The sequence below is a fragment of the Amycolatopsis sp. NPDC114503 genome (assembly GCF_055633655.1).
Map to the genome: position 1 here is coordinate 197,540 of NZ_JBVKDT010000015.1, position 23,441 is coordinate 220,980.

Annotated in this window: 21 protein-coding genes; 14 read left to right on the forward strand and 7 right to left on the reverse strand. The window is 69.7% G+C overall.

Annotated features, from left to right (window positions below):
- Positions 1 to 10: 10 nt before the first annotated feature.
- A complete protein-coding gene (locus tag ACZ7OI_RS42230; RefSeq protein WP_470269738.1) occupies positions 11 to 547 on the reverse strand; it encodes a YbaB/EbfC family nucleoid-associated protein in 537 nt (178 codons plus the stop codon).
- A gap of 368 nt (positions 548 to 915) precedes the next feature.
- Between ACZ7OI_RS42230 and ACZ7OI_RS42235 the strand changes: the two genes are divergently transcribed.
- The 5 genes from ACZ7OI_RS42235 (at position 916) to ACZ7OI_RS42255 (ending at position 7,239) form a co-directional block, all read left to right on the forward strand.
- Positions 916 to 3,051: a phosphocholine-specific phospholipase C gene (locus tag ACZ7OI_RS42235; protein WP_470269739.1), complete on the forward strand. Its 2,136-nt coding sequence runs from the start codon at positions 916 to 918 to the stop codon at positions 3,049 to 3,051.
- Between the two features lie 109 nt (positions 3,052 to 3,160).
- Complete coding sequence (locus tag ACZ7OI_RS42240; RefSeq protein WP_470269740.1) at positions 3,161 to 4,105, forward strand: ATP-dependent 6-phosphofructokinase; 945 nt, start codon at positions 3,161 to 3,163, stop codon at positions 4,103 to 4,105.
- Positions 4,106 to 4,144: 39 nt separating this feature from the next.
- A complete protein-coding gene (pdxR, locus tag ACZ7OI_RS42245; protein WP_470269741.1) occupies positions 4,145 to 5,527 on the forward strand; it encodes a MocR-like pyridoxine biosynthesis transcription factor PdxR in 1,383 nt (460 codons plus the stop codon).
- A 48-nt stretch (positions 5,528 to 5,575) separates the two neighbouring features.
- A complete protein-coding gene (locus ACZ7OI_RS42250) occupies positions 5,576 to 6,064 on the forward strand; it encodes a carboxymuconolactone decarboxylase family protein (protein ID WP_470269742.1) in 489 nt (162 codons plus the stop codon).
- On the forward strand, positions 6,061 to 7,239 hold the full coding sequence (locus ACZ7OI_RS42255; RefSeq protein ID WP_470269743.1) for an MFS transporter: 1,179 nt from the start codon (positions 6,061 to 6,063) through the stop codon (positions 7,237 to 7,239). The genes ACZ7OI_RS42250 and ACZ7OI_RS42255 overlap by 4 nt, the downstream gene beginning before the upstream one ends.
- On the opposite strand, the gene ACZ7OI_RS42260 is transcribed toward ACZ7OI_RS42255, so the two are convergent.
- Positions 7,206 to 8,396 carry an acyl-CoA dehydrogenase family protein gene (locus ACZ7OI_RS42260; protein WP_470269744.1) on the reverse strand — a complete coding sequence of 397 codons (1,191 nt, stop codon included), beginning with the start codon at positions 8,394 to 8,396 and terminating at the stop codon, positions 7,206 to 7,208. The genes ACZ7OI_RS42255 and ACZ7OI_RS42260 overlap by 34 nt on opposite strands.
- A complete protein-coding gene (locus ACZ7OI_RS42265) occupies positions 8,393 to 9,520 on the reverse strand; it encodes a CaiB/BaiF CoA transferase family protein (protein ID WP_470269767.1) in 1,128 nt (375 codons plus the stop codon). The genes ACZ7OI_RS42260 and ACZ7OI_RS42265 overlap by 4 nt, the downstream gene beginning before the upstream one ends.
- A gap of 106 nt (positions 9,521 to 9,626) precedes the next feature.
- On the opposite strand from ACZ7OI_RS42265, the gene ACZ7OI_RS42270 reads away from it, so the two are divergent.
- Positions 9,627 to 10,373 (forward strand): IclR family transcriptional regulator, encoded by a 747-nt coding sequence (locus ACZ7OI_RS42270; protein ID WP_470269745.1) that lies wholly within the window; start codon positions 9,627 to 9,629, stop codon positions 10,371 to 10,373.
- A 34-nt stretch (positions 10,374 to 10,407) separates the two neighbouring features.
- Here ACZ7OI_RS42270 and ACZ7OI_RS42275 read toward each other — a convergent pair whose 3' ends face one another.
- Entirely contained in the window at positions 10,408 to 10,815 is a 408-nt protein-coding gene (locus ACZ7OI_RS42275; RefSeq protein ID WP_470269746.1) for a MarR family winged helix-turn-helix transcriptional regulator, read from the reverse strand.
- A gap of 94 nt (positions 10,816 to 10,909) precedes the next feature.
- On the opposite strand from ACZ7OI_RS42275, the gene ACZ7OI_RS42280 reads away from it, so the two are divergent.
- The 7 genes from ACZ7OI_RS42280 (at position 10,910) to ACZ7OI_RS42310 (ending at position 17,926) form a co-directional block, all read left to right on the forward strand.
- Complete coding sequence (locus ACZ7OI_RS42280; protein ID WP_470269747.1) at positions 10,910 to 11,980, forward strand: substrate-binding domain-containing protein; 1,071 nt, start codon at positions 10,910 to 10,912, stop codon at positions 11,978 to 11,980.
- An 89-nt stretch (positions 11,981 to 12,069) separates the two neighbouring features.
- Positions 12,070 to 12,696, forward strand: coding sequence for an AmiS/UreI family transporter (locus ACZ7OI_RS42285; RefSeq protein WP_470269748.1), 627 nt, complete (start codon positions 12,070 to 12,072; stop codon positions 12,694 to 12,696).
- Between the two features lie 24 nt (positions 12,697 to 12,720).
- Positions 12,721 to 13,758, forward strand: coding sequence for an aliphatic amidase (locus tag ACZ7OI_RS42290; protein ID WP_470269749.1), 1,038 nt, complete (start codon positions 12,721 to 12,723; stop codon positions 13,756 to 13,758).
- A gap of 47 nt (positions 13,759 to 13,805) precedes the next feature.
- Entirely contained in the window at positions 13,806 to 14,852 is a 1,047-nt protein-coding gene (locus ACZ7OI_RS42295) for an AAA family ATPase (protein ID WP_470269750.1), read from the forward strand.
- A 79-nt stretch (positions 14,853 to 14,931) separates the two neighbouring features.
- Positions 14,932 to 16,089 carry a sialidase family protein gene (locus ACZ7OI_RS42300; RefSeq protein WP_470269751.1) on the forward strand — a complete coding sequence of 386 codons (1,158 nt, stop codon included), beginning with the start codon at positions 14,932 to 14,934 and terminating at the stop codon, positions 16,087 to 16,089.
- Positions 16,090 to 16,118: 29 nt separating this feature from the next.
- Positions 16,119 to 16,853, forward strand: coding sequence for a thioesterase II family protein (locus ACZ7OI_RS42305; RefSeq protein WP_470269752.1), 735 nt, complete (start codon positions 16,119 to 16,121; stop codon positions 16,851 to 16,853).
- Between the two features lie 593 nt (positions 16,854 to 17,446).
- Complete coding sequence (locus ACZ7OI_RS42310) at positions 17,447 to 17,926, forward strand: nitroreductase family deazaflavin-dependent oxidoreductase (protein WP_470269753.1); 480 nt, start codon at positions 17,447 to 17,449, stop codon at positions 17,924 to 17,926.
- Positions 17,927 to 18,620: 694 nt separating this feature from the next.
- On the opposite strand, the gene ACZ7OI_RS42315 is transcribed toward ACZ7OI_RS42310, so the two are convergent.
- Genes ACZ7OI_RS42315 through ACZ7OI_RS42325 form a run of 3 tightly spaced genes read right to left on the reverse strand, consistent with a single transcriptional unit; the run spans position 18,621 to position 21,424 of the window.
- Positions 18,621 to 19,865: an RNA polymerase sigma factor gene (locus ACZ7OI_RS42315; protein WP_470269754.1), complete on the reverse strand. Its 1,245-nt coding sequence runs from the start codon at positions 19,863 to 19,865 to the stop codon at positions 18,621 to 18,623.
- Positions 19,865 to 20,248: a YciI family protein gene (locus ACZ7OI_RS42320; RefSeq protein ID WP_470269755.1), complete on the reverse strand. Its 384-nt coding sequence runs from the start codon at positions 20,246 to 20,248 to the stop codon at positions 19,865 to 19,867. Before ACZ7OI_RS42320 ends, ACZ7OI_RS42315 begins: the two co-directional genes overlap by 1 nt.
- A 36-nt stretch (positions 20,249 to 20,284) precedes the next feature.
- Positions 20,285 to 21,424, reverse strand: coding sequence for a TetR/AcrR family transcriptional regulator (locus tag ACZ7OI_RS42325; RefSeq protein WP_470269756.1), 1,140 nt, complete (start codon positions 21,422 to 21,424; stop codon positions 20,285 to 20,287).
- A 95-nt stretch (positions 21,425 to 21,519) separates the two neighbouring features.
- Here ACZ7OI_RS42325 and ACZ7OI_RS42330 point away from each other — a divergent pair, with 95 nt between their 5' ends.
- Positions 21,520 to 23,067 carry an FAD-dependent monooxygenase gene (locus ACZ7OI_RS42330; protein ID WP_470269757.1) on the forward strand — a complete coding sequence of 516 codons (1,548 nt, stop codon included), beginning with the start codon at positions 21,520 to 21,522 and terminating at the stop codon, positions 23,065 to 23,067.
- Positions 23,068 to 23,441 lie beyond the last annotated feature (374 nt).

A 23,441-nucleotide genomic window follows, 5' to 3' on the forward strand; every position in this document is an offset into this window, starting at 1 on the left:
ATCCCCCCGCTCATCCCCTGGTCATGAACGACTGGCCGAAGTCGTCGTCCCCCTCGCCGGGATCGGCCGCCGGACGGCGGGCCGGGCGAGGCTTCGGCTCGTTTGCTTCCTCTTCGAGTGCGCCGAGCTTGACCTGGTTCCCCGGATCCGGCGATTCCGGTTCGTCCGGTTCGGGTTCCGGGAATTTGGCCCGGTAATTGCCGACGATCGTGTCCACCGTCGCCTGGTCGTCGCCGATCGTGGCGGCCATGACCTCGCCGAGCCGTTCCGGGAGCCGCGCCTGCGCGCGCCGGAGGACACCGAGCACCGCGGCGGCGATCCGGTCGCCGGAGAGTTCCCGGATCCGGTCCGAGACGCGCAGATCGGTGACGTTGCCCGCCGAGTCGACCGTGACGGTGACCAAGCCGTCCTTGCCGGTCTCGGTCACCGAGACCTGCCCGGCCGCGGCTTGCATCGCCTGGTATCGCTCGGCTTTCGCTTTCGCCTGCGCGACCATCTGGTCGATCCGCGCGGCGGGGCCGGGCCCGTTCGGCGACGGATCGTTCATGGTGTGCTCCTTCTTCCGTCCAGGCCGCGCGGAACCCCCGAGTTCCAGGCCGTCCGCCAGGAAAGCACATCCCGGCCCGCGCAGTCGAAGTGCTTATGCGGCAAGAAGGAACAATGACTTTTTTGTCCGGAAACTCGTTTCCGGCGCACCGCGGACTGTCGCGGACAGTGCCGGGACGATCACCGGATCGCCCTGTCGCCGAGATCACGAAAATCCGGGCCGGACCACGACAAACCGGCCCCGGACGGAGTATTCACCCGCACGCCAGGTCCGGGACACTCAGCTCGTTCATGCTCTCACCCGGGCGAGCGGCGGCCGGTAACTCCGGGCGACCGCTGTCTCGCCGTGGACACGTGGAGGAACTCAAGATGGCGGGTACGAGTCGCCGGAACTTTCTCGGCATGGCAGGCGCTTCGCTGGCCGGCGCGGCGGCCGGCGGGCTGCTGCCGGGGTCTATCGGGAAGGCGCTCGCGGTCGAACCGGCCCGCCGGTCGGGCACCATCGAGGACGTCGAGCACGTCGTCGTGCTCATGCAGGAGAACCGGTCCTTCGACCACTACTTCGGCACCATGCGCGGCGTGCGCGGCTACGGCGACCCCCGGCCGCACCTGCTGCCCAACGGGCGGCCGGTGTTCTACCAGCCGCCGGTCAAGACGCGCACCTCCCGCTACAACGGCCGCGGCCTTCCCGACGACGCCGAGTACGTGCTGCCGTTCCCTCTCGACGCCCTGCGCACCAGCGAGCACATCGCCGGCACCGACCACAGCTGGGGCAGCGGCGAGCCGCTCTGGAACGGCGGGCGCTACGACGGCTGGGTGAACGAGAAGCAGGACGTGTTCACCATGTGCTACCAACAGCGTTCCGAGCTGCCCTACCACTACGCGCTGGCCGAGGCGTTCACCATCTGCGACGCCTACCACTGCTCGGTCCCCGCCGACACCGCGCCGAACCGGATCATGCTCTGGTCGGGCACCATCGACACGCAGAACCGGCTCGGCGCCAAGCCGAACGGCCCCGGCCTGGACGAGCGGGCGGACACCAACGGCTACACCTGGACCACCTACCCCGAGCGGCTGCAGAAGGCCGGCGTCACCTGGAAGCTCTACCAGGGCGGCAGCGGCATCCCCGGCGAGCCGACGGACAACTACACCGACAACTCGCTCGAGTTCTTCGCGCAGTACCACCGCCAGGAGGGCGCGTCCGGGCCGCTGGTCGAGCAGGGCGTTTCGACGCACACGCTCAAGGAGTTCCGCGCCGACGTGCAGGCCGGGACGCTGCCGCAGGTCACCTGGATCGTCCCGCCGTACAAGTACAGCGAGCACGCCGCCGCGTCCGCCAGCGACGGCGCGTACTACCTGAACCTCGTCCTCGACGCGCTGGTCTCGAACCCCGAGGTGTGGAGCAAGACCGTCTTCTTCATCAACTACGACGAGAACGACGGCCTGTTCGACCACGTCGTCCCGCCGATGCCGCCGCTGCTGAACCGGCCGGGCACGGACGGCCTGGTGTCGCGGTCGCTCTCGGCCAGCCTCGCCGACGAGTTCCTCGACTTCGACAAGCTGCGCCCGAGCACCGGAACCGGCCCGAGCGGCCACCGGCTGGCCGGCAAGCACCCGGCCGGGCTGGGCTCGCGGGTGCCGATGTTCGTCGTGTCGCCGTGGTCGCGCGGCGGCTGGGTCTGCTCGGAAACCTTCGACCACACCTCGGTGCTGCGCTTCCTCGAAGCCCGGTTCGGCGTGGCGGAGCCGAACATCAGCGCGTGGCGCCGTTCCGTCTCCGGCGACCTCACCTCGGCGTTCGACTTCTCTCGCCCGCAGACCAAACCGGTCGTGACGCCCACGCCCGCTCCGCTGCCGAGCAAGAACCAGCCGTTCTCGGTCAAGCTTCCGCAGGCGATTCCGAAGCAGGAGCCGGGCGTCCGGCCCGCGCGAGCGCTGCCGTACCGGTTCACCACCGGGGTCTCCGGCAAGCGCGACGGCCGCTCGATTTCGGTGCAGTTCACCAACAACGGCACCGTGGGCGCGCACTTCTACGCCTACGCGCACGGCGATTCCCCGCGCCGCTACACGGTCGCCGCACACGACACCGTCAGCGACATCTGGGAAGGCGCGCCGGGCACCGACGAGCACGGCAACTACGACCTTCGCGTGACCGGCGCGAACGGCTACCTCGCGCAGTTCACCGGCACCACTGCGGACACCACTGAACCCGAGGTTTCGGTGTCCACGAACAACTACGGCGCCCCGCTGCTCACGCTGACCGTCACGAACCCGGGCCGCCAGCGCCGGAAACTCAAGCTGCGCAACGACTACAGCCAGAGTGCCGCCCGGACGATCGTGCTCGGTCCCGGCGAAACCCGGCGGGTGCCGTGCGAAACCGCGTCCTCGTTCGGCTGGTTCGACCTCTCGCTGACCGATCCGGCCGCGCCGGGCTACCTGCGCCGGTTCGCCGGGCACAACGAGACCGGCCGTCCCAGCTTCAGCGACCCCGGTCCGCGACGGTAATCCCCGCGGAAGACCACCAAAGAGAACGGAAACGCCCGGCCGGGTGGAACCCGCCGGGCGTTTCCGCATCCCGCTTGCTTCATCGATTCAGTCGTGCCACGCTCGCCTCATGCGGATCGGCATGCTGGCCGGCGACCTCGACTGCCCCGGATCGAACGCGGTGGTCCGGGCCTTCGCTCGCAAAGGCATTCAGGTGTACGGCTGGGAAATCGTCGGCATTCGCGACGGATGGGCAGGGCTGCGGGAGAACCGCGCCACGGCGATCGGGCCTCGCGAAATCGACGAGACGCTGATGCGCGACCGTCCGCTGCTCAGCTCGTCGCGCGGCCCGGTCAAGCCGGGCGACTCGCTGCACGGCCTCGACGCGCTGGTCGTGCTCGGCGGGGAGGACGCCGTTGCCGGAGCGGCGAAACTCGCCGCCGACGGGGTCCAGGTCGTCGTCGTTCCCGCGACCGTCCGCAACGACGTCATGGCGACCGACACGACGTTCGGCTTCGACACCGCGGTGCAGATCGCCGCCGACGCGCTCGACCGGTGCCGCACCACGGCCGAATCGCACGAGCGCGCGCTGGTCGTCGAGGTCGCCGGCCGGGATTCCGGCTGGATCGCCCTGCACGCCGGGCTGGCGGGCGGCGCGGACGTGATCGTCGGGCCGGAGCACCCGTTCGACCTGGACCAGGTGCTGGCGCGGGTGACACGCCGGTTCGAACACCGGCGGGCTCCGATCGTCGTGATCGCCGAAGGCGCGCTCCCGGAAGGGTCCCCGGTGCGCGGCGGCGTGGCGACCTGGCTGTCCGAGGAGATTTCGCGGCACACCGGCAAAGAGGCCCGCGCGGTCGCGGTGAGCCAGGACGGCGGACGGCCGACCGCGGCCGACCGCGAACTGGGCGCCCGGTTCGGCCTGCGCGCGGCGGACGCGGTGCACGCGGGCGAATCCGGGGTCATGGTCGCGCTGCGCGGTACGGATCTCGTCACCGTCCCGTTGGCCGCGGCGGCCGGACGGAAGACGGTCTCCCCCGCGCGGTACCGCGAAGCCGAGGCGCTGCTCAGCTGACATCTGCCCACTGTGGACGCGCCAGGCTAAAGTCCGGCCATGAAGCGCGCATCGGTGGCCGAGGGTCTCGACCTCTACCTGCCCGTGTCCACGACCCGCCCCGCGCATGCGCTCGAAACCGCCCTGCGCGCCGCGGTCGTCGACGGCCGGCTGCCGGTAGGCACCCGGCTCCCCGCCTCGCGCGCGCTCGCCACCGACCTCGGGATCGCCCGCAGCACTGTGTCCGAGGTCTACTCCCGGCTCGCCGCCGAAGGCTGGCTGGAGAGCCGCGTCGGAGCCGGAACGTGGATCGCCGGCTTCCCCAGACAGGCACAACCTGTTGCCGCACAAAGACAATCGCCGCCGGAGCACGAGCTTCGCGGCGGCCTCGCGGACGCTGGTGACTTCCCGCGCAGCCAATGGAGCGCGCAAACCCGGCGAGCGCTGTCGGAAATGCCGGTCTCCGCATTCGCCTACGCCCCGCCGGAAGGAGCGACTGAACTCCGCGACACCCTCGCCGGGTACCTCGCCCGGACTCGCGGCGTGGCCGTCACCGCGGCGGAAGTCCTGATCGGCAGCGGCTTCGGCGACCTGCTTTCGTTGACCTGCCGAAGCATTCGGGCCCGCGGCGGCAAGCGGATCGCCGTCGAGGAGTTCGGGCACGAACGGCACCGGCGCATCATCGCCGAAGCCGGGCTGGAGATCGTCGCGATCCCGGTCGACTCCGAGGGGGCCGACCTCGCCGACACCCAGGCGGACGCGGTCTTCCTCACCCCGGCCCACCAATTCCCCACCGGAGTGCCGCTCTCGCCGGAACGCCGCCGGGCCGCGATCGAGTGGGCGAACTCCCGCGACGCGCTGATCCTGGAGGACGACTACGACGGCGAGTTCCGCTACGACCGCCGCAGCATCGGCGCGCTCCAAGCCCTCGCGCCGGACCGGGTCGTGTACCTGGGCACGTCGAGCAAGGCCCTCGCCCCGGCCGTCGGAGTCGCGTGGGCGGTGGCCCCGCCCGACCTTCTCCCCGAACTGCTCCGGCAGCGCAACCTCAGCGGCGTCACGCCCAGCGGACTGCACCAGCAGGTCCTCGCCCGCTTCCTCGATTCCCACGAGTACGACCGAGCCGTCCGCCGGCGCCGGGCCACTTTCCGGACCCGCCGCGAGCTGTTCGCGCAGCTCCTTTCCGAACGCGCACCGGAGTTGCGGCCGGGCGGTCTCGCCGCGGGTCTCCAATGCCTGGTCGAACTCCCGAACGGAGCCGCCGAAGAACGCACGCTCGCCGCCGCCCGCCAGTTCGGCGTCGCCCTCGAAGGACTCGCCGACTACCGCGCGCCCGGCGGCGATCCGGACCGCGCCGGGGTCGTCATCGGCTACGGCGCGGCGTCGTCCGCCCGAGCCCTCGCCCTTGCCGCCGACGCGCTGGCAAATGGACTGAGTTCCTAGAGTCAGATTGGCCGGGAACTCGGTCCATTCGAGACCTAATCTAGGTCCATGACAACGACGAACCCCACTCTGGTCCCGATCCCCCAGCGCCTCGACTTCGACGCCCTGGCCCCGATTTTCTCCCGTGCGATGAGCACTTTGGACGACGCCGCGACCAAGCAGCTCGACCACGCCGAGATCGACCCGGGCCTGCGCGAACTGGTCCGCCTCCGCGCCTCCCAGATCAACGGCTGCGCGTACTGCGTCGACATGCACTCGCAGGCCGCGCGCAAGGAAGGCGTCACCGCGCAGCGGGTCGACGCGCTCGCCGTCTGGGCGGAATCGGGCCTGTTCACCGCGGCCGAGCGGGCCGCGTTCGCGCTCACCGAAGACGTCACGCGCCTCTCCGAAACGCACGTGCCCGAGTCGACCGTCTCCGAAGCGGTCGCCGCGTTCGGCGAGGAAGGCGCGGCCGCGTTGATCGCGCTCATCACCGCCATCAACATGTGGAACACGGTCGGCGTGTCGACCCGCTGCTGGTCGGTCAGCCCGGCATGAACACCGCGCGCACGGCGATCCGGCGGCTCGCCACCGCACAAGCCCTGACCTCGGCGGGCGACGGCGCGGTGCTGGCCGTGTCCGCCGTCCACTTCACCACCCGGGTCGGCCTGCCGGCGGGAATCGTGGCGCTCGGGCTGTCGCTCGGCGCCGCGACGAGCCTGACCACCACCGTTCCGTTCGGGACGCTGCTGGACCGGATCGGCGCCCGCCGCGCACTGGCCGCGGCGACCGTCGCGGCGGTCGCGGGCCTGCTGCTGTTCGCCGTCGCGCACACTGTTCCGCTGTACATCGCCGCGTGCGCGCTCTTCGCCTGCGGGCAGAGCGCGCTCGCGGCGGGCCGCCAAGCCGTCGTCGCGACCGTCGTGGCTCCCGAAGGCCGCGTCCGGGCCCGCGCATTGCTGCACACCGCCGTCAACATCGGCATCGGCGCGGGCTCCGGAATCGGCGCGCTCGTCCTGGCCGCAGGCACGAACGCGGTCACCGTTTTCGTGGTGGATGCCGGACTATTCGTCTTCGCCACCGGGCTGTACCTGCACGCCGGACCGGACGCATCCCCCGAACGGCAGACCGGCTGGCCCGCCTTGCGCGACCGCCGCTACGTCACCCTGACGCTGCTGGCCGCGATCACCCAGCTGACCATGCCGATCCTCAGCGTCACCCTTCCACTGTGGATAGTCATGCGCAGTTCCGCTCCACAATGGACTTCCGCGGTGGTGCTGCTGGCCAACACCGTCCTCGTCGTCCTCCTTCAGCTGCCGATCAGCCGACAGGTCCGCGACGCCCGCACGGCCCGCCGATCCCTTGCCGTGGGCGGCATCTTCCTGATCGCCGCCTGTTCCGTCTTCGGCTCGCTCGGAGCTTCCGCGCACCCCGTCGTGCTGGCGCTAGCCGGCGCATTCCTGCTCACCATCGCCGAAACGACCGCCTCCGCCGGCGCCTGGCACCTCGCGTTCAGCCTTGCCCCCGAAGGACATCAGGGCCAATACCAGGCGCTGTTCGCCACCAGCACCGCGCTCGCGCGCATCACCGGACCGATCGTGCTGGTCCCGCTGGTGCTGACGTTCGGCTTCCTCGGCTGGACGCTCGCCGGGCTCGGGATGCTGGCCGCGGCCGTCGCGCTGGCGGCCATGGCCGCGCCTCAGCGGAAAGCGGACTGCCCGGTGATCGCCTGACCGACCACCAGCGTGTGCATCTCGACGGTGCCCTCGTAGGTGAGCACCGATTCGAGGTTGTTCATGTGCCGGATCACCGGGTACTCCAGCGAAATCCCGTTCGCGCCGAGGATCGTGCGCGCGGTGCGGCAGATCTCGATCGCCTCGCGGACGTTGTTCAGCTTGCCGAGGCTGACCTGTTCCGGCCGCAGCACCCCGGCGTCCTTGCGCCGTCCCAAGTGGATCGCGAGCAGCAACGCCTTGGTGTACTCGAGCGTCATGTCGACAAGTTTCTGCTGCGTCAGCTGGAACGCGGAGATCGGCTTTCCGAACTGGACGCGGTCCTCGGCGTAAGACATCGCCGCCTGCAAGCAAGAACGCGCCGCGCCGACCGAACCCCACACAATGCCGAAGCGGGCTTCGTTAAGGCAGCTCAACGGTCCCTTCAGCCCGGTGACTTCCGGGAGCACCGCGTCCGCGGGCAGCCGCACGCCGTCGAGGACAAGCTCGCTGGTGATCGAGGCTCGCAGCGAAAGCTTGTGCTTGATCTCCGGAGCCGAGAAGCCCGGCGTGTCCGTGGGCACCACGAAGCCGCGCACGCCCTTGTCGGTCTGCGCCCACACCACGGCGACGTCGGCGACGCTTCCGTTGGTAATCCACATCTTCCGGCCGTCGAGGACCCAATCGTCGCCGTCGCGCCGCGCGCGGGTGCGCATGCTGCCCGGGTCCGAGCCGGCGTCCGGTTCGGTCAGCCCGAAGCAGCCGATCGCCTCGCCCGCCGCCATCGACGGCAGCCACTGCTGCTTCTGCTCCTCCGAACCCCACTTCCAGATCGCGAACATCGCGAGCGAGCCCTGCACCGACACCAGCGAGCGGATGCCCGAGTCGCTCGCCTCCAGCTCCAGGCAAGCGAGCCCGTACTCGGTCGCCGACATCCCCGCGCAGCCGTAGCCCTCGAGGTGCATGCCGAGCACCCCGAGCGACCCCAGGTCCTTGGCGAGGCCGCGGACGTCGGGCAGCTCGCCGCGTTCGAACCAGTCGCCGACGTACGGGTCGATCCGCTCGGAGCAAACCCGGCGGACCGCGGCCGCGATCGCCTTCTCGTCTTCGGTGAACAGGTCGCCGAGCCCGGCGGGGTCGCGGGGATCCAGCGGCGGCAGGGACTTCGTGGCGCTCATTTCTTCTCCTCTGCGAGCCAGCGGCGAATCTCGTCGCTGTGCTGCCCCAGCCGGGGCGGGGCGGTGTAGCGGGCGACCGGCGTGTCCGAATAGCCGATCGGATGGCGGACCTGGGGCGGCGAATCGCCGACCGGCACGGTGGGCGCGAGGCCGAGCGATTCCGCGAGCTTGAACCCGTCCGCGAGATCGCCGACCGGACCGGCGGGCACGCCGACCTCGGTCAGCCGCTCGGCCCACGCGACCACGGTGTCGGTGCCGAGTCGCTGTTCGAGCGCGGTTCTCAGCTCCGGACGATTGCGCACGCGTTCGGCATTCGTCGCGAACCGCTCGTCGTCGGCCAGCTCCGGAACGCCCAGCACCTCGGCCAATCGGCGGAACTGCCCGTCGTTGCCGCAAGCCAGCGCGAGCACGTCGTCCTTGCAGCGCAACGTTTCATACGGCGCGATCGACGGATGCGAGTTGCCCATCCGGCGCGGTGCGCGTCCGGTCGTGAGATACGAGGAAGCCTGGTTGGCCATCGAACCGAGCAAACTGGACAGCAGATTCACCTCGACCCGCTGCCCCCGTCCGGTCTTCTCGCGGGCGCGCAACGCGGCGAGAATGCCGATCGTGGCGTCCTTCGCGGCGAGCACGTCGACGAGCGCGACGCCGACCTTCGCCGGTTCGCCGTCCTCGGGGCCGGTGACGCTCATCAGGCCGCCCATCGCCTGCACGAGGAAGTCGTAACCGGGCAGGTCCGCGTCGCCGCCGAAGCCGGAAACCGAGCAGTACACAATGCCGGGATTACCCACCCGGACGGATTCGTAGTCGAGCCCGCGCCGTCCCAGCGCGCCGGACCGGAAGTTCTCCACGAGCACGTCGGCACGGCTGGCGAGTTCGCGCGCCAGGACCAGGTCGTCCGGGTCGCCGAGGTCGAGCACCACGGACTGCTTGGACCGGTTCGCGCATTCGAAGTACGAGCTGGAGTGCGCCGTCCACGGCGGTCCCCAGCCGCGGGTGTCGTCCCCGGAACCGGGCCGTTCGACCTTGATCACCGTCGCCCCGAGGTCGGCCAGGTTCACGCACGCCAGCGGACCGGCCAGCACCCGGCTGAAATCCGCGACGACGACACCGTCCAGTGGCATGCTCACGAGCGCACCTCCTCGCTACGCATACTGGCATCAAAATACGTATTTACGCAACCTGCTGGTCCGGGTAGAGTTCCCGATCACCCGAGGAGAGAAAGCACCGATGCCGACGCACCCCACGCCGGACGGCCGCCCGAGGCCGCACCACCGGATGATCGACCGGGTGTCGACCATCCTGGAGCGGGCCGCGCGCTCCCGGAACGGGGTCACGCTCACCGAATTCGCCCGCGAACTCGACGCGCCGATGAGCTCGATCCAGGGCCTGGTCAACGGCCTCGTCGCGACCGGCTACCTCGACGAGCACGACCGCCGCTACTCCCTCGGCCCGGCCCCGTTCCTGCTCGTCCGGCTGGTCGGCCGCCCGACCGTCACCACGGTGTCGCACGAGGATCTCGAAGCACTGCACGCGGAAACCGGAATGACCGCGGTGCTGGCGATCATGGTAGGCAGCGACCTCTATTACGTCGACTACGCCTCGCACGACCCGCGCTACGCCTACCTCGCCGAGGGTTTCGTGCGCCGCTCGCCGATCCGCACGTCGACCGGCTGGGTCCTGTTGGCAGCCATGGAAAACCGCGACCTGTGGCCACAAATCGGCGCACTGCCGCCCGCCGACGCCGAACTGGTCGAACGCTTCGTGCAGGACCTGACCCGGATCCGCACCGAAGGCTTGGTCGCCGCTCCCAGCGCTTCCACCGAAGCCGATGGCGTGTCAGTAGCCGTGGTGGAAGACGGCCGCACCGTCGCCGCCGTCGGGATCATGGGCAGCCACGCCGAAGTAGCCGAGCGCAAAGACGAACTGATCAAGGTCCTGACCCAGCGTCGTCGTGAGTGGCAAAGCCGGTTCTAACCGGTACGAACACGCACGAGCCCGGCTACCCGCCTCAGCTGGGATCAACACTCACCAGTGCCGCCGCCACGCTCCCCGCCGGGTCCAGTTCGCGTTCGAGCTCGGCCAGCCGGGCTGTTGCCCGCTGATGCGCGCTGCGTCCGCGCGGCGCGAGATACACCCGGACCCGCCGCCGGTCCTCCGCGTCCACCTCGCGATACGCCGCCGCGGTGGTGACCAGCCGGTCGACCACGCGGGTCAGCGTCGGCCCGGTGACCAGGGTGTGCCCGGCGAGTTCGGTCATCGTGAGGCCGTCGCCCTCGGCGAGCGCGCCCAGGACCAGCCAGCCGTCGAGGGACAGCCCTTCTTCTTTGAGCAGCGGCTCGATCCGCAGCGTGACCGCGCGTGCGGTGCGGGTGAGCGCGCGGATCAACGACGCCTCGGCCGCCTGTGCCTGCCTCATCCGCCCGCCCTCGTTCCGCCCTTGCGCAAATGCCTCCGCATTGTAAGACTTCCAAATGGAAGCAAGTCAACCGGCAAAGAAGCCCGGAGCCGGCATGGGACTCGGAGTCGCCAGCCGCGCGAGCGCGTTGCGCGTCGCGCTGGTCGTCCCGCTGCAGGGACCGGCGGGCCTTTTCGGGCCCTCGTGCGAGGCGATCAGCGAACTCGCGGTCCGGGAACTCAACGACGCGGGCGGAATCCTCGGCCGCGAGGTGACGCTGGAAGTCGTCGACGGCGGCGCTCCTCCGGCCCAGGTCGCCTCTGCCGTGCGGCGTTTGGTCGACGCGGGCGAGATCGACGCGGTCACCGGTTGGCACATTTCCTCAGTCCGCAACGCGCTCGCGCCGGTGCTCGCCGACCGCGTGCCGTATGTGTACACATCGCTCTACGAAGGCGGCGAAAGTCGTTCTGGCATCTACTGTTCCGGCGAAGTTCCGCGCGTGCAGATCCAGCCCGCGCTGCGGTGGCTACGCGACAACTGCGGCGCGCGCAGCTGGTTCGTGGCGGGCGACGATTACGTGTGGCCGCGCGGCTCCGCGAACGCGATCCGGCGCTACGCAAGGGAACTCGATCTCCAGATCGCCGGAGAAGCCTTCGTCGGACTCGGCTCCGGTGACATGGCGCGGCTCGTGCGCCGCGTCGAAACGTCATCGTGCGACGGCGTTCTCATGCTGTTCGTCGGACAGGACGCGGTCCGGTTCAACCGCACGTTCGCCGCGCGCGGCCTCCACGAGCAGATGCTGCGCTTCAGCCCGCTGATGGAAGAAAACATGCTGCTCGCCAGCGGAGCCGAGGCGACCCGCAATCTCTTCGCGTCCGCCGCGTACTTCCGTTCCCTCGTCACCGCGGACGCGATGGACCTGCTCGGCCGCTACGTCCGCCTGCACGGCCCGGCCGCGCCGCCGCTCAACAACGCGGCCGAATCCTGTTACGAGGGTTTGCATACGCTCGCCGAACTCGCCCGCCGCGCAGGCACTCCGGACCTGCGCGCGCTGAACGCCGCCATCGACGGCGTCGCCTACGACGGACCGCGCGGCACCGTCGAATTCCACGGCCAGCAAGCCGCGCAGCACGTGCACCTCGCCGCCGCCCACGGCTGCGACTTCGATCCGATCACCCGGCTCTGACCCGCTGTCGTTCCGGTCTTGACGCCCGCCGTCTGTCCAATTACTTTCACTTGACAGTATTTCATCTGGTACCAACTGAGGAGCGTGCGATGAACAACGTCGGCCTGCTCTACGTCGGGGCGGTACTGCTGGTCAACGGGCTGATGCTGCTCGGGCGCGTGCCCGCGCGGTCGGCCGCCGCGCTGAACCTGTTCGTGGGCGGGCTGCAGTGCGTGACGCCGACGGTGCTGATCATCCAGGCGCACGGGGATTCCGAAGCGATCCTCGGCGCGTCCGGGCTGTTCCTGTTCGGCTTCACCTATCTGTACGTCGGGATCGCGAACCTCGCCGGGCTCGAACCCGAGGGCATCGGCTGGTTCTCGCTGTTCGTCGCGGGCGCCGCGCTCGTGTACGCCGGCCTGGCGTTCTGGCGGCAGCACGATCCCGTGTTCGGCGTCATCTGGCTTTCCTGGGCCCTGCTGTGGGGCCTGTTCTTCCTCGTGCTCGGGCTCGGCCGCGAGGAGCTGACCCGGTTCACCGGCTGGACGACTGTCCTGTTGAGCCAGCCGACCTGCACGCTGCCCGCGTTCCTCGCGCTCACCGGCGGCTACCGCTCCACCGCCGCCACCGCGTTCATCGCCGCGGCGGTCGCCGTCCTGCTCGTCGCCCTCGCCGCGGTGCTCGGGTTCCGCGGTCAGCCCCGCTCCGTCCACGACCGCGCCGCGGCCGCGGCGTGACCCTCCATCTGAAGGAGAAATCCCATGCGACACGGTGACATTTCCTCGAGCCCGGACACGGTCGGCATCGCGGTCGTGAACTACAAGATGCCGCGGCTGCATTCGAAGGCCGAGGTGCTGGACAACGCGCGCAAGATCGCCGACATGGTGGTCGGCATGAAGAGCGGCCTGCCCGGAATGGACCTCGTCGTGTTCCCCGAATACTCGACGCAGGGGATCATGTACGACGAGCAGGAAATGTACGAAACCGCGGCGACCGTCCCCGGCGAGGAGACCGCGATCTTCTCCGCAGCCTGCCGCGAAGCCGACACCTGGGGCGTCTTCTCGATCACCGGCGAACAACACGAGGACCACCCGAACAAGCCGCCGTACAACACCTTGGTGCTGATCGACAATCACGGCGAGATCGTGCAGAAGTACCGGAAAATCCTGCCGTGGTGCCCGATCGAGGGCTGGTACCCGGGAGACACGACTTACGTCACGGACGGCCCGAAGGGCCTGAAGATCTCCCTGATCATCTGCGACGACGGCAATTACCCGGAAATCTGGCGGGATTGCGCGATGAAGGGCGCCGAGCTGATCGTCCGCTGCCAGGGCTACATGTACCCGGCGAAGGACCAGCAGGTGCTGATGGCGAAAGCCATGGCCTGGGCCAACAACTGCTATGTCGCGGTCGCCAACGCGGCCGGATTCGACGGCGTGTACTCGTATTTCGGCCACTCCTCGATCATCGGCTTCGACGGCCGGACGCTCGGCGAAACCGGCGAGGAGGAATACGGCATCCAGTTCGCCCAGCTGTCGCTTTCGGCGATTCGCGACGCGCGCGAGTACGACCAGTCGCAGAACCACCTCTTCAAGCTGCTGCACCGGGGCTACTCGGGCGTGCACGCGGCCGGCGACGGCGACAAGGGTGTCGCGGACTGCCCGTTCGAGTTCTACCGCACGTGGGTCACCGACGCGCAGAAGGCGCAGGAAAACGTCGAGGCCATCACGCGCAGCACGATCGGCGTGGCCGAATGCCCAGTGGGAGAACTGCCGGTCGAAAAGACCAAACAGGCCTGATCCCCCGCTGGCCGCCGGTTCCGGTTTTGGTTCAGGGAAAGGACACCATGCCGTTCATCACCGACAGGTACCACGACCAGAACCGGAACCGGCAGCCGGCCGCTCCGGCCCTCGCCCCCGCTCCGTCCGCTCCGGACACCCCCGACGCCCTGTCCGAACGCCTCCGAGGCCGCGTCCTTGGCCAAGACCCCGCCATCGACGCCGTCGTCCGGGCCATCACCCTGGCGCGCGCGGGCGCGACGGAACCCGACCGTCCACCCGCGACAGTCCTGCTGCTGGGCCCCACCGGCGTAGGCAAGACCGAACTGGTCCGCCAGGTCGCCGCCGCCTTCCGCTCCGGCCCCGACGACCTGTGCCGGGTGGACATGAACTCCCTCGCCCAAGAGCACTACGCAGCCTCTTTCAACGGCGCCCCGCCCGGTTACGCGGGAAGCAAGGAAGCCTTCACCGTCTTCGACCGCTCCACTGTGGAGGGTGACCCGTACACTCCCGGAATCGTCCTCTTCGACGAGGTCGAAAAGGCCCACCCGACTGTCCTGCGCGCCCTCTTAGGCGTACTGGACAACGGAATCCTCCGTCTCGCGAACGGTCAGGAGAAGATCTCCTTCCGCAACAGTTTCGTCTTCCTCACTTCAAACCTGGGCTCCAAGGAATTGGCCCGCCGCCGAGGTTCCCGCTGGCGCACGCTCTTGGACCGCGGCCACACCCGCCGCACCGTCGTCGACAAAGCCCTGCAGTCGTTCTTCGACCCGGAATTCCTGAACCGCATCGACGAAACGGTGGTCTTCGACGAACTGGACCGCACCACCATCGAACAAGTCGCCCGCCTGGAAACCGACCTGCTGCGCGCAAGGCTCCGCCGCCGGGGCGTCGACCTCCAGGTAGCCGAATCCGCCGTCCGCCTCCTGGCCGATCAAGGCTTCGACCCGGTATACGGCGCCCGCGGCCTGCGCCGGACCCTGCGCACCCACCTGGCCGCCCCGGTGGCCGCGGAAATCATGCGAGTACGCCCCACCGGCACCGCCCCGCTGTCGATCACCGCGACCGCCGCCGCCGGAACCATCCGCGCGACCGCCACCGATCCGGAGTCTTGACGCCGCGCGACCGCCTCTCTAAGTTCTCCGGACATAGGACGTCGGACATCCCACGTCCGGAGCGAGAGGCGGTCCCCCGGTGCTCCCGAGAACAGTCACCTTTGCGCTCGCCGCAACGATCTTGAGCTTCGTCCCGGCCCCGCCGGCCAACGCGACTCCCCACTGCGCCTCGTCGATCCCGTTCACCTCAGGCGCCGAGGGCTACCACACCTTCCGCATCCCGGCCGTAGTCCGCGCGGCGAACGGCTCGCTGCTCGCCTTCGCCGAAGGCCGCCGCGACTCCCCCGGCGACTCCGGCGCGATCCAAACGGTCGCCAAAACCTCCCGCGACGGCGGCTGCACCTGGGGCGCCCTGCGGGTAGTCGACAGCAACGGCGAGGCCACCGCCGGAAACCCGACCCCGGTACTGGCCCGCAACGGCGACCTAGTCCTGCTGACTGTCCACAACGGACCCGTCAGCGAAAAGGCCATCATGTCCGGCACGGTTTCCCCGCAGGACACCCGCCGTGTCTTCGTCCAGCGCAGCCCCGACAACGGCCGCACCTGGACCCCGGCCCGCGACATCACCGCCACCGCGAAACTGCCGACCTGGCGCTGGTACGCCGCCGCCCCCGGCCACGCGACCCTCCTCGAACACGGCCGCTACGCCGGCCGGATCATCGTCCCCGCCAACCACTCCAGCGCGCCCGCCGCGGGTTCCGCCGACGTCGGAACCGAAGCCAAGTACTACGGCGGCCACGACCTCTACAGCGACGACAACGGCCGCACCTGGCACATCGGCTTCACCGACGACCCGACCGACGGCGTCCTCGCCCCCAACGAAACCACCGCCACCGAGTTGCCCGACGGCACGGTGTACTTCTCCAGCCGCAACCAGGGTTCCGCCCCGGAACACCGCCTGGACGCCTACAGCACCGACGGCGGCCGCACCCTTACCCGTCCCTATCAAGTGCAACCGACCCTGTCCGGCCCGAAGGTGGAAGGCAGCGTCCTGCAAACCGCCAACCCCCGCGTGCTCCTCTATTCAGGCCCCTCCGATCCCGCAGTGCGCCGCACGATGCAACTCCGAACCAGCTCCGACCGCGGCAAAACCTGGCACCCGTCGGTCGTTCTCACCGACGCCCCCGCCGGCTACTCCGACCTGGTACAACCAGACCGCACCACCATCGGCGTCCTGTACGAAACCGGCGGCACCAGCGCCTACGAAAAGATCGAATTCCGCCGAGTTTCGTTTTGACGCCTCCCTCCCCCGGTAAAATCGCCCGCATGACGGACCCGTGGCTACGCCGCTTCCACCCCGCCGACGACGCCCCCGCCCGTTTGGTGTGCCTGCCGCACGCAGGCGGTTCAGCCCCGTTTTTCCATCCGCTGTCGAAGGCGCTGGCCCCGGCAGTCGATGTGCTGGCGGTGCAATACCCCGGCAGGCAGGATCGCATGGCCGAATCCGCCCTGCGCACCATCGAGGAATTGGCGGACGGCGTCACCCAAGCCCTCCTGTCGTGGCTGGACCTCCCGGTGGTGCTGTTCGGCCACAGCATGGGCGCGACGCTCGCGTACGAGGTAGGCGTCCGTCTGGAGGAACGCGGCACGCCCCCGGAAGCAGTAGTGATCTCCGGCCGCCGAGCCCCGTCCCGCCTGGTGAACGAACAAGTCCACCTCCAAGACGACGACGGTTTGCTGTCCGAGATCGAAGGCTTGGCGGGCACGGATCCGAAGGTGCTGCGAGACCCGGAACTGCGAGAACTGTTCCTGCCGGCCCTGCGCGCGGACTACACGGCCATCGAGACGTACCGTCCGAGCGCGGGCCCGCTCACCGCGCCCATCCACGCCCACACCGGAGACGCCGACCCCCACGCCCCGGTGGCGGACGTCCAAGCCTGGTCGTCGCACACCCGAGGAGACTTCACCCTGACCACGTACCCCGGCGGCCATTTCTACCTGGTAGACCACGTTCCGGCGATCACAGACGCCTTGCTGAAACTAACGACGAGCGGTTTCTGACTTCACCCTAACGACGACCGGTTTCCTTCTCGCGGCTCGTTGGCCTCCGCTTGCCCACCACTGCACTGGCACCGGTTCTTCGCACCCTGCCGACCCGAACGCCTTGCCGCCAGCGCGATCGGCCTTGCCCCACTACTCGATCCCCGCGCCCCGCCGGTCTCAGACACCTTCTCCAGCATGGGGCTCTCCTGCCGCCTGCCTCCCCAACGACTGCCCGCCGACCACCCGCCTGCCCGTCCACCGGTGCCTCATCTCCCTGCCAATCCGACGATCGACCCACCTCACGAGCCCCACTCGACCGTCCGTCAGCCTCCCCCCCTGCCCAGCCATCAGCACCTCTCACCGCCCCCGCGCCGTTCAAGCCTTCGCAGTGCTGCCCCTCGCCCCCGCACCACCCGAGCCCGCGCAACTGCCACCCCGCCTCGCCCTTCGTACCCGCGCGAGCGCCACCCCGCCTCACCCTCCGTACCCTCCGTGCCCGCGCAAGTGCCACCCCACCTCCTCCGTGCCCGCGCGAGTGCCACCCCGCCTCGCCCTCCGCCCGAGATGCCACCCCGCCAACCGCTCCTTCGCCGCCCCGTAGGCTGCCGATCATGGAATTGCGCAGGATGTTCGCCGGTGTGGGCCGCAGCAAGGCATTCGCCGCGTTCGGCCGGGCGATGATGCCCGCAGACCGCCTCCTCCTCCGCATCAGCGGCGGCCGCTTGGGCGTAGGCGCGGCGGTCGGACTGCGCACCCTCCTGCTCACCACCGTCGGCCGCACGACGGGCGAACCGCGCCAGGTCCCGCTGCTGTACGTCGAACGCTCCGGCGGATACATCGTGATCGGCTCCAACTGGGGCGGAGAACGCCACCCCGCCTGGACCGCCAACCTCCTGGCCCACCCCGACGCGACAGTCTCCGTCCACGGCCGCACCTCACCGGTCCGAGGCCGCCTGCTGAAAGACGCCGAACGCCAGGAAATGTGGGACGCCGTCGCCTCCTACTGGCCCGCCTACGACCGCTACGCCGAACGCGCCGCCCACCGCGAAATCCGGGTGTTCCTCCTGGAACGCACCAATCCAGCCGCCTGACCCAGGCCCGTTTCGTCCCGGGTGTTCTCCTGGACGCACCAAGCCAGCAGCCTGACCCGGGCTCGTTTTGTCCCGGGTGTTCCTCCTGGACGCACAAACCAGCTTCCTGCCCCGGCCCAGTTCCGTTCTAGGTATCGCACCAACCCAGCTTCCTGCCCGGGCCGGTTCCGTTCCGGGTATCGCACCGACCCCGCCTCCTAGCCCAAGCCGGTTCCGTTCCGGGTATCGCACCGACCCCGCCTCCTAGCCCAAGCCGGTTCCGTTCCGGGTATCGCACCGACCCAACCTCCTCGTCCAAGCCGGTTCCGTTCCAGATATCGCACCAACCCAGCCCCTGCCCCAGGCCGGTTTCGTTCCAGATATCCCGGTTGCTCCGGCTCCTGCCGCGGGACCGCCCACCGAGCCTCACCCGCCGGCCGCGCTCCCCGATCGTGCAACCCACCAGCCCACGGCACCCCGGCGTCGACCTTCCCCCACGACGCACGACCCGCCAAGCAGCCCGCGCACGGTCCACCGACAGATTCCCCCGGAGGGCCTGCCGAGGAAATCCGCCCCGACTCGACAGAGTTCGCTCTAATCGGCAAACCCGTCGAACCGCCCGGCCGATCCGTTCCCCGCCAAGGCGACCGTCCCAGGCACCCGCTCGCCGGATAACCCTCCCGCCACCAGGCCAGCCAACGCCAGGCCAACCCGCCTACTCACCCCGCGGAAGGAACTCCGCCGCTTTCGACTGGAGGTACCGGCGCTCCGGCACGCTGCTCGTCCGTTTCGCCGCGCGCAGATAGTGCTCGTGCGCACCCGCGGTATCGCCCGCGAGTTCAAGCAGATGCGCACGAACCGCATCGAGCCGGTGACCCTGCTTCAGTCGCGCGTCGCCTTCGAGAGTGTCCAGCAGTGCCAGCGCTTTCTCCGGCCCGTGCACCATCGCGACCGCGATCGCCCGGTTGAGCGTCGTCACCGGACCGGGCGAGAGCTGTTCGAGCAGTCCGTACAACTCAAGGATCTGCGCCCAGTCAGTGGAATCGGCACCCGCAGCTTGGTCGTGCAGCGCCGCGATAGCGGCTTGCACCTGGTACGGCCCGACCGGACCTTTCCCCAATACCCGGTTCACCAACTCCAGGCCCTCGACGATCAACGGCACCGTCCACTGTCGACGGTCCTGTTCAGCGAGCGGCGTCAACGCTCCGTCCGGCCCGGTGCGCGCCGGGCGTCGCGCGTCGGTGAGCAGCATGAGCGCGAGCAGTCCAGCGACCTCGCCGTCGTCCGGCAGCAGCGCCCGCACCGCGCGGGTCAGCCGGATCGCTTCCTCGGACAGTTCGACCCGGTGCAGTTCCTCGCCCGACGTCGCCGTGTACCCCTCGTTGAAAATCAGGTACAGCACGTGCAGCACGACCTGCAGCCGAGCCGGCCAGTCCTCGGCGGACGGAGGCGCGAAGGTCGATCCGGCCGCCGCGACGCTTTCCTTCGCCCGCGTGATCCGCCGCGCCATAGTGCTTTCCGGCACGAGGAACGCGCGCGCGATCTCGGCCGTCGTCAACCCGCCGACCGCCCGGAGCGTCAGCGCGACCTGCGAGCTGGGCGTGACCGCCGGATGGCAGCACAGGAACAGCAACGTCAACGTGTCGTCCCGCTCCGGCGGCTGCTCGTCCTCTGGCCCGGGCACGACCGCGGTCAGCGCGACGTCCTGCACCGCAACGTTTTCTTCGCGTCGCCGCCGCGCGCTCTCGCTGCGCCATAGGTCGGTGAGCCGCCGGGTGGCGACCGTGAGCAGCCAGGCGCGCGGATTGTCCGGTATCTCGCCTGCCGTCCATTGCTCGACCGCCGCGACCAGCGCCTCCTGCACCGCGTCCTCGCACGCCTCGAACTGCCCGTACCGCCGCACGAGCGTGCCGAGCACCTGAGGAACGAGCGGCCGGAGCAGCTCGCCGACGTCCGCCATCAGCCGAGGTCGGGCTGCGTTTCCGCGTCAGCGAAGAACACCACCGGCCGGACCTCGATGCCAAGCCCGTCGATCCTCGCGTCGGGAATCATCGCGGCGACCTCCAGCGCCCGATCGCGGCTCTCGCATTCGACCAGGTAGAACCCGGCGAGGAACTCCTTCGACTCCGCGAACGGACCGTCGGTGACCGCAGGCACCCCGCCGCGCACCCGCACGACAGCACTGTCCTCCGGCCCGCCGAGCGCCTGCGTGCTGATCATCTCGCCGGACGCGCGGATCTTGGCAACGAAATCCGCGTGCCCGTCCATCACCTCCTGGCGGGTTTCCTCGCTCAGCCCGTCCCATACGTCGGGGTTCATGTGCATCGTCAGCAGGAACTTCACGTCGTTCTCCCCAGCAGGCGGTCCAGGCGCACCAACCTAGCGGAGCCGCGCGGCGATGCCGTCGAGCAGACATTCGAGACCAAGCTCGAACTGCGCGTCCTCCGCCGCTGCCTCGGCCGTCTTCCACGCGTCGGCAGCAGCTTCCCCATCCGCCGACCGACCCGGCCCCACCGCCGTCCCGGCAGCCTCGGCCCGATCCGCCCCGGCAGTCCCAGCAGTCCCAGCCGCCGCGCCAGCTCCGGCCCGGCTCATCCCGGCAGCCCCAGGCCTGCCCGCCTCGGCTGCCCCTGCGGCCCTGCCAGAGCCAGCCACCTCGCGGTCCGCCTCAGCCGCCTGTTCAGCCTCAGCCACCCGCCCAGCCTCAACGACCTCCGCATCCGACCCAGAGCACTGCCCGACGCCCGACCCAAAGCCCGGCCCAGCATCCGAGCCACCGGCACCGGCCGCCCGGCCGGACTCGCCCGGCTCCGCACCTGACCCGGCACCGTCCGCGCCGACCTCGGCAGTTTCGCCAGCCGCGTCGTACCGCTCGGCCAGAAAGCTCTCCAGCACGCGCATGAGCAACGGATACGGCCCGTCCTCCGACACGACGTCGCCGAACCAGGCCCGCGCCTTCCGCTGCACGTCCACCACGTCGACGAACGCGTTGCGCTGCCACATCGCCCGCTCTTCGGCCCACTGCAGCGCCTGCCCGGTGACGTATCCGTCGAGCAGCCGGGCGTACCCGAGCGCCGACGAGAGGTCCTGCCCCAGCCGGTCGAACGTCGCCAGCACGAACTCGGTCCGCCGGCTCGCATTCGGCCCCGCCGGAGGCCGCTGATGCACGAGCCGCGCGTACCACGGATGCCGCTTCGTCATCGCCCACGTGTCGACCACGACGGCCGTCAGCTCACCCCGCCAGTCCTCGCCCGGGACTTCCGGGGTGCGCACCTCGCTGTTCGCCTGGTCCAGCATCAGATCCACCAGACCGTCTTTGCTGTGCACGTAGCGGTACAGCGACATCGGCGTGGACGCGCCCAGCTCCTTCGCCACTGCCCGCATCGTGAGCGCCTCCGCGCCGCCGTGGTCGGCCAGGCGCACGGCCGCGTGGACGATGTCGACTCGCCCGAGGCCCCAACCGCGCTCCGGCGGCTCAGGCAACAGCCAAATCGGCGGTGTCGGCCCTTGATCTCCCATTCATCTCCCTGTCTCCAGCCCGCTTGCGTACATAGTACATCTTCATGTACAACGTACACAAGATGTACAACGTACACGACCCTGGGGGTTGCGAAATGACTGCACGAATTCCTGTTCTGATCTGCGGCGGAGGGATCGCCGGACTCACCGCGGCACTGCTGCTTCACCGCGAGGGAGTAGCGCCGCTGCTGGTGGAGAAGCACGCCGGCACGTCGCCGCAGCCGAAAGCGCGCCGGTTCAACCCGCGCAGCACCGAGGTGTTCCGCTTGCTCGGTCTCATGGACGAGGTCGAGCGCGCCAGCGCACCGCTCGCGTCGTTCACCGGGATGCTCTCCGGCACGACGCTGGCCGACGCGACCTGGCCGGAGGTCACCGACGCGTTGCGCGAACGGCCGAACCAGCACGCGAAAATACCCGACCTCAGCCCTGCGCCGAGCGTGCTGTGCCCGCAGGACGTCCTGGAACCGGTGCTGCGGCAGGCCGCTGTCGAACGTGGCGTGTCAGTCCGGTTCGGCACCGAACTGGTGTCGTTCGAGCAAGACGACACCGGAATCACCGCCGAACTGCGCCCGGCAGACGGCGAGCCGTACCAGGTCAACGCCGAATATCTGATCGCGGCGGACGGCGCGCGCAGCCCGATCCGCACCGCGCTCGGCATCCCGCGCAGCGGGCACGGGCACCTGGCCGACAATCTCGACGTCTGTTTCCGCGCCGATCTCGCGGAGCTCGTCCGGGACAAGCCGTTCAACCTGTGCCGGATCGAAAACCCGGCGGCTTCCGGCGCTTTCGTGTCGGTCAACGGCACCGATCGGTGGCTCTTCTCCACCTCCGACTTCCCCGGCTCGGAGTCCCTGGGCGAGGACGGCTGGCGCGCGTTGCTGCGCACCGTCGTCGGCGTGCCGGATCTCGAGGTCGAGGTGCTGAGCCGGATGCACTGGGAGTCGGGGATGTACGTGGCCGACCAGTTTTCCTCCGGCCGGATCTTCCTGGCAGGCGACGCCGCGCACGCGATGCCGCCGATGGCCGCCGCGGGCGCGAACACCGCGATCGCGGACGTAGCCAACCTCGCCTGGAAGCTCGCCGCGGTGCTAGCCGGCAACGCGACGCCCGCCCTGCTCGACACCTACCACGCCGAGCGGTACCCGATCGGGTACGCGACGGCGGAGTTCTCCAGCATGGCCAGCGGTCATCTCGGCACCATGCTCGCCGCGATCACCAGTGCCGACGCGCCACGCATCGACCCGCTCGCCGCGCTGTTCGGCGTGCAATACGAACACGGTGCCTTCGTTCCGGACGGACGCGGTCCCGCACCGGAAGACCGGTACAGTCCCGCCGGCCGTCCAGGTACCCGAGTGCCCCACGCCTGGCTCGACGCCACGACGTCCACAGTGGACTTAGCGGGCCCTGGCCTCGTCTTGCTCACCGGACCGGACAACGCCCGCTGGGCAGCCGAAGCCGACCGGCTGGACCTCCGCCTCGTTCCGGTATCGGACGAGGCGTGGCTGGCCGAGACGGAACTTCCGGCCGACGGCGCGCTGCTGCTCCGGCCGGACGCCGTCGTCGGTTGGCATTCGACGTCGGAGGTCCCGCTTGCCGAGGCCCTGTCCCGCCTGCTCAACGTCCCCGTGGAGGCAACCGTGTGATCACTTCGACGACGCCCGGGTTCGCCCGCCCCGCGCGCCAGATCTGCCACACATTCGACGCAAGAGAGGAGCACTGATCGGACGCACCTGAAAGCGCGGACCCCCGGTGCCGGTATCTGCCAGCCCGCTTCGGCACCGACCGGTTGCGATCCGCCGCTGTCCCTCCAGGTTGAGCCGCGCCACCGTGCCAGCCCGCACCCACCCGCGGCCCGTGCCTGAAGAAGAACTGACCCGCCATCGTCATCGCCAGCGGTAGCGGCGGCAACGGCGGCAACGAGGATTGCTGAGGCCCGCGCCGGCGGGAAGCCAGAGAGCCATGGCCGGTGCCGAGGAAGAGCACCGGAGCGGCGACCGGCGGCGCTTCGCACCAGACG

Coding starts and splice junctions, on each gene's coding strand:
- ACZ7OI_RS42270 (WP_470269745.1), top strand. CDS start 9,627: ATGCCGACGCACCCCACGCCGGACGGCCGCCCGAGGCCGCACCACCGG.
- ACZ7OI_RS42235 (WP_470269739.1), top strand. CDS start 916: ATGGCGGGTACGAGTCGCCGGAACTTTCTCGGCATGGCAGGCGCTTCG.
- ACZ7OI_RS42315 (WP_470269754.1), bottom strand. CDS start 19,865: ATGGCGGACGTCGGCGAGCTGCTCCGGCCGCTCGTTCCTCAGGTGCTC.
- ACZ7OI_RS42230 (WP_470269738.1), bottom strand. CDS start 547: ATGAACGATCCGTCGCCGAACGGGCCCGGCCCCGCCGCGCGGATCGAC.
- ACZ7OI_RS42280 (WP_470269747.1), top strand. CDS start 10,910: ATGGGACTCGGAGTCGCCAGCCGCGCGAGCGCGTTGCGCGTCGCGCTG.
- ACZ7OI_RS42305 (WP_470269752.1), top strand. CDS start 16,119: ATGACGGACCCGTGGCTACGCCGCTTCCACCCCGCCGACGACGCCCCC.
- ACZ7OI_RS42290 (WP_470269749.1), top strand. CDS start 12,721: ATGCGACACGGTGACATTTCCTCGAGCCCGGACACGGTCGGCATCGCG.
- ACZ7OI_RS42265 (WP_470269767.1), bottom strand. CDS start 9,520: ATGCCACTGGACGGTGTCGTCGTCGCGGATTTCAGCCGGGTGCTGGCC.
- ACZ7OI_RS42260 (WP_470269744.1), bottom strand. CDS start 8,396: ATGAGCGCCACGAAGTCCCTGCCGCCGCTGGATCCCCGCGACCCCGCC.
- ACZ7OI_RS42255 (WP_470269743.1), top strand. CDS start 6,061: ATGAACACCGCGCGCACGGCGATCCGGCGGCTCGCCACCGCACAAGCC.
- ACZ7OI_RS42275 (WP_470269746.1), bottom strand. CDS start 10,815: ATGAGGCAGGCACAGGCGGCCGAGGCGTCGTTGATCCGCGCGCTCACC.
- ACZ7OI_RS42310 (WP_470269753.1), top strand. CDS start 17,447: ATGGAATTGCGCAGGATGTTCGCCGGTGTGGGCCGCAGCAAGGCATTC.
- ACZ7OI_RS42250 (WP_470269742.1), top strand. CDS start 5,576: ATGACAACGACGAACCCCACTCTGGTCCCGATCCCCCAGCGCCTCGAC.
- ACZ7OI_RS42295 (WP_470269750.1), top strand. CDS start 13,806: ATGCCGTTCATCACCGACAGGTACCACGACCAGAACCGGAACCGGCAG.
- ACZ7OI_RS42330 (WP_470269757.1), top strand. CDS start 21,520: ATGACTGCACGAATTCCTGTTCTGATCTGCGGCGGAGGGATCGCCGGA.
- ACZ7OI_RS42325 (WP_470269756.1), bottom strand. CDS start 21,424: ATGGGAGATCAAGGGCCGACACCGCCGATTTGGCTGTTGCCTGAGCCG.
- ACZ7OI_RS42285 (WP_470269748.1), top strand. CDS start 12,070: ATGAACAACGTCGGCCTGCTCTACGTCGGGGCGGTACTGCTGGTCAAC.
- ACZ7OI_RS42240 (WP_470269740.1), top strand. CDS start 3,161: ATGCGGATCGGCATGCTGGCCGGCGACCTCGACTGCCCCGGATCGAAC.
- pdxR (WP_470269741.1), top strand. CDS start 4,145: ATGAAGCGCGCATCGGTGGCCGAGGGTCTCGACCTCTACCTGCCCGTG.